This is a genomic window from Collinsella sp. AF20-14LB (assembly GCF_003459505.1).
GTDB lineage: Bacteria > Actinomycetota > Coriobacteriia > Coriobacteriales > Coriobacteriaceae > Collinsella.
Map to the genome: position 1 here is coordinate 157453 of NZ_QRWD01000002.1, position 10260 is coordinate 167712.

The 10260-nt window shown below is 61.4% G+C and carries 8 protein-coding genes; 3 read left to right on the top strand and 5 right to left on the bottom strand.

Annotated elements, in window-relative coordinates; genetic code table 11:
• Nucleotides 1–3153 (bottom strand): PD-(D/E)XK nuclease family protein, encoded by a 3153-nt coding sequence (locus tag DWX63_RS01940; protein WP_117842645.1) that lies wholly within the window; start codon nt 3151–3153, stop codon nt 1–3.
• Nucleotides 3154–3374: 221 nt separating this feature from the next.
• On the bottom strand, nt 3375–3674 hold the full coding sequence (locus DWX63_RS01945) for a YerC/YecD family TrpR-related protein (protein WP_022094855.1): 300 nt from the start codon (nt 3672–3674) through the stop codon (nt 3375–3377).
• A 324-nt stretch (nt 3675–3998) separates the two neighbouring features.
• Between DWX63_RS01945 and DWX63_RS01950 the strand changes: the two genes are divergently transcribed.
• Entirely contained in the window at nt 3999–4364 is a 366-nt protein-coding gene (locus DWX63_RS01950; RefSeq protein ID WP_055250947.1) for a phage holin family protein, read from the top strand.
• A 140-nt stretch (nt 4365–4504) separates the two neighbouring features.
• Here the strand turns inward: DWX63_RS01950 and DWX63_RS01955 are convergent, their stop codons facing one another.
• Nucleotides 4505–4933, bottom strand: a complete 429-nt coding sequence (locus DWX63_RS01955; RefSeq protein WP_117842646.1) for an Rrf2 family transcriptional regulator — start codon at nt 4931–4933, stop codon at nt 4505–4507.
• A gap of 253 nt (nt 4934–5186) precedes the next feature.
• Between DWX63_RS01955 and cysK the strand changes: the two genes are divergently transcribed.
• Both cysK and mnmA read left to right on the top strand, forming a co-directional pair.
• On the top strand, nt 5187–6125 hold the full coding sequence (cysK, locus tag DWX63_RS01960) for a cysteine synthase A (RefSeq protein WP_117842647.1): 939 nt from the start codon (nt 5187–5189) through the stop codon (nt 6123–6125).
• Nucleotides 6126–6182: 57 nt separating this feature from the next.
• Nucleotides 6183–7406 (top strand): tRNA 2-thiouridine(34) synthase MnmA, encoded by a 1224-nt coding sequence (mnmA, locus tag DWX63_RS01965; protein WP_255413228.1) that lies wholly within the window; start codon nt 6183–6185, stop codon nt 7404–7406.
• 8 nt (nt 7407–7414) lie between these two features.
• On the opposite strand, the gene DWX63_RS01970 is transcribed toward mnmA, so the two are convergent.
• Together DWX63_RS01970 and DWX63_RS01975 are read right to left on the bottom strand one after the other, a co-directional pair.
• Nucleotides 7415–8788 (bottom strand): DNA-binding protein, encoded by a 1374-nt coding sequence (locus DWX63_RS01970; protein ID WP_147336047.1) that lies wholly within the window; start codon nt 8786–8788, stop codon nt 7415–7417.
• A gap of 138 nt (nt 8789–8926) precedes the next feature.
• Nucleotides 8927–9946, bottom strand: a complete 1020-nt coding sequence (locus tag DWX63_RS01975) for a M42 family metallopeptidase (RefSeq protein ID WP_117842655.1) — start codon at nt 9944–9946, stop codon at nt 8927–8929.
• Nucleotides 9947–10260: the final 314 nt, after the last annotated feature.

Genomic DNA, 10260 nt, shown 5'->3' on the forward strand with positions numbered 1-10260 from the left:
CTACACGTCCCTCCTTACAAACGTTCCTTCGTGGTTATACGAGCAGCGCGCATGCGCGGCCTGAGCCGACGTCGGGTCGACGGCGGCAACGTTGCCTGCCTCGAGCTCGCGCAGGCGCCCGGCGATGCCGGCCTCCACGCGATCGAGCAGGGCGTCGAAGTCCATGCTGCCACCCTCGCCGGGAAAGCCCTTCTTAAGGCCTGGGATGCGGCCGTCGCCGCGCTCTTCCTCAAGCAACTCGGCGCTCGCCGCACCGCGCAGCGCGGGCTTGCCGCCCTTGGTCGAAAAATAGAGCGCGGCGCGGGTATCCAGATCCAGCGCCCGCCGCATGGCCTGCGCGTAGATGAGTGTCTGGGTATGGGGCGGCAGCCAGCGCGGGTCGTCGATGGGGGCCTCGCCCGACTCCTCGTCGCGCACCGTGGGGTCGGCGAGCTTAAACTCCTCGACACCCGAACGATGCTTATAGTCGATTACCACGGCGCGATTCTCGACATCCACATCAACGCGGTCGATGCGCCCGCCAAGCGGCCAACCGGCATACTCGACCTGGAGCTCGTTGAACGCAAACTCCAGGTAGCGCGGCGCGAAGGGCGCGAGCGCCTCGGACTCGTAGGCAAGCACACCCTCCAGCTGCGGCAAAATCTCGGCCACCTGGCGCTCCTCCACCGGGGAGAGCGGCACGAGCGGGCCCTCGGCACCGCGCTTGCCCGCATGCTCGGCCAAGGTCTCGTCAAAGACCTCGCGCAGCAGCTCCTTCGCGCGTGGCAGATTCATGGGTGTCACGCGCTCCATGCCCTCCTGGGGCAGACGGGCATGCAAGTGTTCCAGCACGTCGTGGACAAAGTTGCCCTTCTCCATATTGCCAAAGCCAGCGTCGATCGACTGGGGCTTCACGCGGTACGAGACGAACCAGCATAGCGGGCAGGTCGAATAGGCCTCGATCTGCGAGGCAGACGTCAGGCGCGGCACCAGCGGCGCATCCTCGCCCTCGCCATCGCGACGACGCAGGACCAAATACGGAATGGCTTCATCGCTCAGATGCTGAGGAGCTTCGCAGGTCACGCGCTCGCGCCTAAGACCTTCGCCTGCCGCGGGATCGAAGTCCCTTACGATATCGCCCTCACCCACACACTTCGCCTTGTCGGCGCCAACGGCCTTAGCGTCGTCAGCGGCCTTGTCGGCGTCAGCGGCCTTAGCATCGTTAGCGGCCTCGGCATGCGCCCGCAACTCGGTCCACACGGCCGCCGGATAGCACTCGCGCGCCTGACGATCGTGGGTCACACGGGCGAGCGCGACCGGACCGCTCGCCGCCTGCATTGCACGGCCAAAGCGCACGCGCAGCAGGGCGGCGGGCTCCAAAGATACGCCGTCGCGGCGCAGCTCGGCCGTCAGCGTGGCCAGCGGCCCCTCTTCGTGTGAGAGCGGATAGCTGTCCAGATCGACATCGGCAAACAGCACGGCATCGTAGCTGCCGGGGCGCAGAGCCGCCGCATCGGCAAGCGAAGCAAAGCGAACCTGGGCGCGTGGCGCACGGTCAACCTCGTAGGTCTCGTAATCGTAGGCGGCGCTACGCTTGTCCACCTTGGTTCGAATGTCATCGAGCACGGGCACGGTCGCGGCCTGCGACACGTCGAGCGCACGGGCGCCATTCATAAGGATGTCGATGACGTGGCGCAGCAGGGCCACCTCCGCCTGGCGACGGGCCTGACCGTCGAGACCGCCAAGTGCGCGATCGGGCAGTGCCTCGGCAACGGCAAGCATGGCCTTGAGCGCCGTCACGGGTTTGTCGCGCCACAGCGCCTGGAACACGTCCGAGATCACGCACGGCACGTTCTTAAACCAGTTCTCGTCGCTCGCCGCTTTACGCGCGCCCCTCACCTGGCCCTGCACGCTCTGCAGCAGGCTCTTGACGCCCGCAGTGGTCTTGCTGCGCGACAGTCGCATATTCTTGTCGAACGTGCGCGCGCTGGCGGCGCCGGCACCCGAAAGCGGGCTGTAAATCCAGTCGGTAAGCTCCGGAGCGGGCCACCACTCAGTCTTAGAAGCTGCCCCTTCGTCGGCGGCCTTCATACGCTCGATCAGGTTGGCGAGCGCCGTGAACTGCCTGCCCGCAATGGATTGGGAAAACGCCGTGAACTCGGCCGTCTCGGCAGCAACGTGGCGCGCCGCCAAACGAGCGGCAAGCTCGCCGAACAGCTGGGGTGCCCGGGCAGAAACAACGAGCACGCGTACGGGGTCGGCGGGTGTTGCAGCAGCTTTATCGTCCTTGGACTCCTTGTGCGCTTTCACCAACTTATCGATGACGTCCGCATAAGCATGGGCACGGGCATGGGGGCCGGCGACCTCAATAAAGGCAGGCTGAGCAGCGGACTTGGAGGCAGTCTGGGGCGCGGCGGCGCCCTCCCCCAGCGGCGCGATCTCAAACAGCACACCGCGGACATCAAATGCCGCGGCAAGCTCCTCGCGCATCGCCGCTTGCTCGCGGGCAAGCAGCACGACAACCTCTCCCCCGTTGTTTGCCACGGCGGACAGCAGCTCGAGCAGGCTATACGTAAATGACGTGACGCCGCGCACGCAAACGGCGCGGGCGCACCCCGGCAGGTTGTCGGCCAAAGCGCCGGCCATAATGTCAGCCGCCTCGCAGGGCTCGACCATATCTCGACGGTCCAAACCGCGCGCATAGGCGCACAAAAGTTCAAACACGCGAGCCTCGGCGTCGCTTTTGGGCTTGGGCTTGCAAACGTTGTCGCAGCAACGCTCGGTGCCTGTCCCTGCCACACCCGGCAGCACATCGCGAGCCATACGCGCGAGCATACGCACCGTGCCCTGGCTGCGCGAAAGCGGCTGCAGGTCGGCGTCGTCGAGGCGCGCTACCATGTCCGAAAACAGCATCTGGCGCTGCAGGTTGTCGACGAAACCGCGCCCGTCGCCCAAAAGCTCCCAAAGCGAGCGAAGCCACGATGTAGGCGTCTTGTAGTCAATACCCAGCGAAACGCCGGCTTCCGCCGCATCATGACGGCACAGGTCGAGCTCGGCAAACGTTGGCGCCAGCAGCACGGCACGCCCGTGGCGGGCAATAAGGTCGGCAAGCAGCGCCGCCTCGGCATCGCTCAAATCCGCGCCGGCGTTGGTGGTATAGATTCGAACAGGCATGGTCCTCCACTCAAACCGTTCGCAATATTCAATGCTTCCATCCTACCCGCCCGCGCGGACAGATTTGCCCCACGCCAACAGATTTGACCCCTTGGAGACAGAGGAAAATGGATCACCGAGGAGGTCAGTCTAACCCAGTGATCCGTTTTCCTCCGTCCCCAAAGGATCAAAAAACCGCCCCCGAAGGGACGGTTCTGCGCAATTCGTTTGTTGCCGCTGGCCTACTCGCCATCCTCCAGCTTGATGAGGATCTTGCGATAGCCGCCGTACTCGCCGTTGAGTGCCTTGGACACGCGGCTCACCGTAGTGGACGAAGCGCCGGTGCGGGCCTGAACCTCAACATAAGGCTCGCCCTCATCCAGATAACGCGCAACCTGCAGACGTTGCGAAAGATCGCAGATCTCGCGCGGCGTGCAGATATCGGTCAAAAACGCCTGGATATCCTTCTCGTCATCCAAAAGACTAAATGCGTGGACCAGCTGCTTGACATCAGGCTTGTCAAACATGTTCTCGATATTCATCGATCACCGCCAAACCCGCCATAAGGCATCGAAGTTGATACTGACATCGGGCATCGTTCGCCCGTTCTATGCAATAGGGCAACGCCTGTGGCTTTTGCCCGTAGCAGTGTAGCACACCACCAAACTAAAGCGACAAGACTCTCTGCCAGCGGCGCGTTTTTCAGGACGAACGCCGTTTTGAAACCGAATGCGCACGTAAGCTCCACGAATATCTGAGACAATGGGCGGCCGAACAAGGCGGCACACCCGAGCGGCCGTCCAAGCTGCCGCAGCAAACCGCTTCACGCGACACCGACGCACCCTGCGCAAGAAAGGATTCACACCATGCGCTTTATGCTTAACTGGCTCTTTACCTCGATCGCCATCGCGATTGCCACGTTCCTCGTCCCCGGCATCCAGCCCTTCGGTTTTGCCGAGGCCTGGGTCTGTTTCGCCTTCGTGGGACTGTTCCTGAACATCGTCGATTCGCTCGTCAAGCCGTTTCTGACGGTTATCTCGCTGCCGCTCACGATCATTACGCTGGGTATTTTTCAGCTCGTAGTCAACAGCTTTATGCTCGAGCTGGCCAGCTATCTGTCGGTCAATCTGCTGGGCGCGGGTATCTCCATCGCCAGCTTTGGATCGGCCTTTATGGGCAGCATCCTGGTGTCCATCATGCGCAGCATCCTCGACAGCATCGCCGAGGGCTAAAACGGCCATTCCGGCCGCGCCCGTCTCAACAGCCCAAAACGAAGGCCGCCCATCACAAAAATGGGCGGCCTTCTTATTTGCCAAGTCTCAAAGGGCGAGAGAATCTGCCATTTCCACCCCGTCCCCAAATGGCAGGTGGGCTAGATCACGTAGTCGTAGCCATGGTTGGGAGCGACAAGTTGATCGAGCGTCACGCCGTCGAGGTAGTCGTTGATGAGCTTGTCCAGGTTCTTCCACACGTCGAGCGTGGGGCACTCATCAGCTCGCGAGCAACCCTTGCAGTCGCCATCCAGGCAGGCGACCGGCGCCAGACTGCCCTCGGTCAGGCGCAAGATCTCGCCCACCGTGTACTGCTCGGGCGGGCGCGTGAGCACATAGCCGCCGCCCTTGCCGCGCATGCCCGAGAGCATGTTGGCGCGCACGAGCGTCGCCAGAATATTCTCGAGGTACTTCTCCGAAATACCCTGACGCGCCGCAATCTCTTTAAGCGGGATACGGCCTGTCGCCTGGTGCTCGGCTAGGTCAACCATAACGCGCAGGGCGTACCTGCCCTTAGTAGAAACCAACATATATAGTGCTGCCTTTCGGTCTTTTAGTCCGTTGAAATTCTAGCCGAAAAATTGGCTTTGAAAATACCCGTTCCGGTCAAGATGGTTAATCAACTTGCAATAATCTCCTATTTCCTATTGCATTACTAGGCTTTGGTGTCTACTATGCTTCCCAACAGCTAAACGAACAACCTATAAGGTTTATGGGTTTAGCTGCTAGACGCACCGTAAAACCACACGGTATCCAGTCATTTGAACACTTTGGAGGTTCATCATGAGCAAGGTTTACACGTCCATCGATCAGCTTATCGGCCACACCCCGCTTCTGGAGCTCACCCACTTTGAGGCCGATGAGGACCTCAAGGCCCGCGTGCTCGTCAAGCTGGAATACTTCAACCCCGCCGGGTCCGTTAAAGACCGCGTCGCCAAGAACATGATTGACGAGGCCGAGAAGGCAGGCAAGCTCGTGCGCGGCGGTGACTACACCATCATCGAGCCCACGAGCGGCAACACCGGCGTCGGCATCGCCTCGGTGGCGGCGGCTCGCGGCTACAAGGTGGTCATCACCATGCCCGAGACCATGTCCGTCGAGCGCCGCAAGCTGATGCAGGCATACGGTGCGCAGCTCGTGCTCACCGACGGCTCCAAGGGCATGAAGGGCGCTATCGCCAAGGCCGAGGAGCTGCAGAAGGAGACCCCCAACAGCATCATCGCCGGCCAGTTTGTGAACCCCGCCAACCCCGCCATCCATAAGGCCACGACCGGCCCCGAGATCTGGGACGACACCGACGGCAAGGTCGACATCTTCGTCGCCGGCGTTGGCACCGGCGGCACCGTGACCGGCGTGGGCGAGTTCCTCAAGGAGCAGAACCCCGAGATTCAGGTCGTCGCCGTCGAGCCCGCCACCTCCCCGGTGCTCTCCAAGGGCCAGGCCGGCCCGCATAAGATCCAGGGTATCGGTGCCGGCTTTGTGCCCGACGTCCTCGACACCCAGGTCTACGACGAGATCATCCCCGTCGAGAACGACGACGCCTTTGCCACCGGCCGCGCCGTGGGCCACAAGGAGGGCGTGCTCGTGGGCATTTCGTCCGGCGCCGCCGTGTGGGCCGCCCTGCAGCTGGCCAAGCGCCCCGAGAACGAGGGCAAGACCATCGTGGCGCTGCTCGCCGACACCGGCGAGCGCTACCTGTCCACGGCACTCTTCCAGGACTAGAGCTCTCGTTCTTAGAACGAGTCCAAGGCACGCCGGTCTCCCCTCTCTTCTGGCAGCCTGAGCTCATCCCAACAGGGTGTCCCACAGGACGCCCGAACTTGCTACAATGTCTGCGGCGCGGAACCAGCCTCCCGCGCCGCTTTTCTTTTTTGGCCGCATGCCACCAAGGAGAACCTCCCCATGCACAACAAGCGCGTGCTCGTCGCCATGAGCGGCGGCGTCGATTCCAGCGTGACCGCGTATCTGCTCAAAAGTCAGGGTTACGAATGTGTCGGTGCCACCATGCGCCTCACCTGCCCCGCGCCCGATCCCACCACAGGCATGAGTAAGGTCGACCGCGACATCGCCGATGCAAAGGCCGTCGCCGAGCGCCTGGGGATACCCCATCACGTGCTCGACTTGCAGCAAACCTTCGACCGCAACGTTGTCGAGCGTTTTATGAACGCCTACCAGGAGGGGCTGACGCCCAATCCGTGTATCATCTGCAACCGCCATATTAAGTTTGGCGCGTTGCTGGATGCGGCGCTGGATATGGGCTGCGACTACATCGCCACAGGCCACTATGCCAAAACGAGCCAGGCGCCCGACGGCACCTGGCAGCTGCATCGCGGCGAGGACCCCAAAAAGGACCAGAGTTACTTTTTGTATTCGCTCACGCAGGAGCGCCTGGCGCACACGATCTTTCCGCTGGCAGGCCTAGACAAAGAGCGCGACGTGCGCCGCATAGCCGCCGAGCAGGGCTTTACCAACGCCCAGAAGGCCGAAAGCGAGGACATCTGCTTTATTCCAGACGGTGACTACGCGGGCTATATCGAGCGCCGTTGCGGACATCTCGCTGCACCGGGCGACATTGTGTGGCGCGACGGCAGCGTGGTCGGGCGCCACAACGGCGCGCTGCGCTACACCATCGGCCAGCGCAAGGGCCTGGGCGTCGCGATGGCACATCCCGTGTACGTAACGGGTGTCGACGCCGTCAACAACACCGTGCATCTGGGCGAGGCAGAGGACCTGACGGCCACGGCGCTCACGGCCAACGACTGGATCTGGAGCGCCCCTGCCGACCGCATGGAGGCCGAGCTGGATGCCGGCGGCATCCGCGTGGGCGCCAAGTACCGCTACCGACAGAAAGACCAGGCAGCGATCCTTACGTGCGGCGAAGACGGGCAAATGTTGCTGACCTTTGACGAGCCGCAGCGCGCCATCGCCCCCGGCCAAGCCGTTGTAGTCTATCGCGGCGACATCGTCCTGGGCGGCGGCACCGTGACCGGCGCACTTAAGTAGCCGCGGGTTTATCGCTGCACGTGTCGAAGCACCTCAACAGCGGCACCAACCTCGATTACGCGACGCTCGAGGCCGCGGCGGATGGCCTCGAGTCGACCCTCCGCCGTGGCCCATTTGCTCTGCGAAAGAATCTCGATCGCCTCATCAACAAATCCGTTGAGCCGCGATGAATCGAACCAATCGAGCAAATCCGCAAGCGCCAGCTGGACGGAAGGGTCGGGCCCAAACGGCTTAGCGGAAAACCCAAACTCCCCAGCTGCGAGCACGGCAGTTGGCACGTTGTACCACAGGCAGTTGCCGCTATCGAACAGCGGAGCAGGTTTTATCTCCAGGGTGTCGACATTGCGGATGATGCCGAAGTTTCGCCAATGGCGGTCGCTGTTGGCCAAAAGGGCATCGCAAACGATCATCTGCGACATAGACCTTCTCACAGCGGCCTCATCGGCACCATGCTTGCCAAGGCAGCGACAGTATCGATCGTATGTCGAGTTTCCCCGCTGGCCACCAAGTGCGCCCTTAACGTAAACAGCCGGAACGTATTCCTCGCGGCCGTCAAGAAAATCCTCGCACAGGCACGCAGGGCCATCGAACATCCGCTCAACCGTATAAGGAACAAACTCGCCCTCCGACAGCAAGCGACGATGCAGAGCCGTTGCAACCGCCTCGTTAAAGGGCCGTTGGTCGTCCATGCCGCATCCCTTGACCAGAACGCGAACACCGTTGCGAATCATCCACGATTTAGGGAGCTCGCCCTCGGACGTGTTATCAGGATTTTTAAGACCGATGCCTTCCAGCCAACCCGAACGCTCTTCGGGCGCCGATCGCTCAAATTCGTTCTCAAAGTAATTGATGTTTTGCCATTTGAGTTCGGCGCAATCGGCCGGCCGCAGCCAATAGCAATCCGAAAGCGATAGGCCCAGGCACTGAACCGGCACCTCAATGCCACTGGCAATTCCCAGTTCACGATAGCGCGAGACGAGTCCGGGGCGGACGTCAGGCACCGACCGATGGCTCCACCACACGTTGAGCTCCCGTTTATTCACCGTAGGAGAAGAACTCGAGCACGTGCCAAACGGCATCCTCTGCGCATCGAGCACCTCGGCGATTTCGAAGGGAAACTCACGTGTCGGATCAAATGAGACATGCGCGACCTCATGGTCGGCCGACATCAGCGTAAACTTGCGCCCCACATCGGCCGCAGGACGGCGTCCACGTTTGCGGACCTTTTGATAAGCGAGCGCAGAATCATACTCAACCATCTTCCGTCCGCCCACAATATCGCACGCGAGCGTTCCCGATGCGGCAAGTTGCGATATGCGGGCTTTCGTAACGCCCAACAGGCGGGCGGCATCACCCATAGATAAGTACTCAGATGTATTCATATGCCGCATCACCTCGTTAAGTAATTTACGCGTTTAGTTAACATATTACATACATCATAATACTAAACGACCTAAAGCGAAAAAAGGCCCGAGAAATCGGGCCTTAGTGATTGGTCAGCCGAGTCGCAAGCTGCTCCCCTAGCGCTGCACGTAGGCGCGGACGAGCTCGTAGGTGTTGCGCACACCGTCGATGTGGCTGCGCTCGTAGTTGTGGCTCGCGTACACGCCGGGGCCGATCAGGCCATGGCGAATGTCGTAGCCGGCCGAGAGTGTGGCCTCGACGTCGGAGCCGTAGTGCGGATACACGTCGATGGCGTAATCGAGCTCCAGCTCGCGCGCGATGTTGGACAGCGTGGTCACCAGGTCGTAGTTGTACGGACCGCCCGAATCCTTGGCGCAAATCGAAACCATGCGCTCGGTGCAACCCAGGTCGTCGCCCACGCAGCCCATGTCCACGCTGATCATCTCGCGTGTGTCGTCCGGCACAAAGGCACCGCCGTGGCCGACCTCCTCGTACACCGTAAAGAGCAGCGATACCTTGCGCGAAAGCGTCACCTCGCCGCCAGCAACGGCGCGGGCCAGGCCCAGCAGAATCGACGCCGACAGCTTGTCGTCCAAGAAGCGGCTCTTGATGTAGCCGCTCTCCGTCACCGTGGTACGCGGATCCATAGCGATGATGTCGCCGGTCTGAATACCCAGCTCGAGCACATCGTCCTTGCTGTCAACGTTCTCGTCGAGCAGGATTTCCATGTTCTTCTCGATGGTCTTGACCGGCTCATCGGCCACATGCGCCGAAGGCTCGGTATTGAGGACCACGCCCGTATACACATTGCCGTCACGCGTGTAGACGGTGCAGTTCTCGCCATCGGCCGTAGACCACTGATGTCCGCCGAGCGTCGTGGGGCGCAGGCGACCATTGTCCTTAATGGAGCGTACCATGGCGCCCAGGGTATCGACATGGCTCGCCAGTACGAGCGGCTCACCCTCGCCACCAAGCTCAACCAACACGTTGCCCTTATTGGAACGCTCGGGCCCAAACCCCATCTCGCGCAACGTTTCCATCAGATAATCAGTCGCCGCACGGGTATAGCCCGTAGGCGAAGCAATAGAAGTCAGTGCCTTCAACTGGTCAGTAATATAGGAGAGCGTAGAATCCATCTTGGACACCAAAGTCACCCTTTCATATCGAATTAAACCCACAGCAACAATACCACCGCGAACCATCTTTTTACCTAGCGAGATGACCCATCGAGCTCGCCAGGACTGCGCCCGCCACGATAAGCAGATACAAGGCGCCATCCAACAATGCGCCCCTCACATCCCGCCTTTCCGGCACCCCGGCATCTGAGAAAAGAACGCAGGCGATCCCGGGCTTCCCTCCGGGCGCATTCCGCAGGACGTAAAAGACCCCGCCGCGCAATGAACTGCGTCCCAAATCTTGGACGCCCTAAATAGCGACTAGGCCGCGAGGG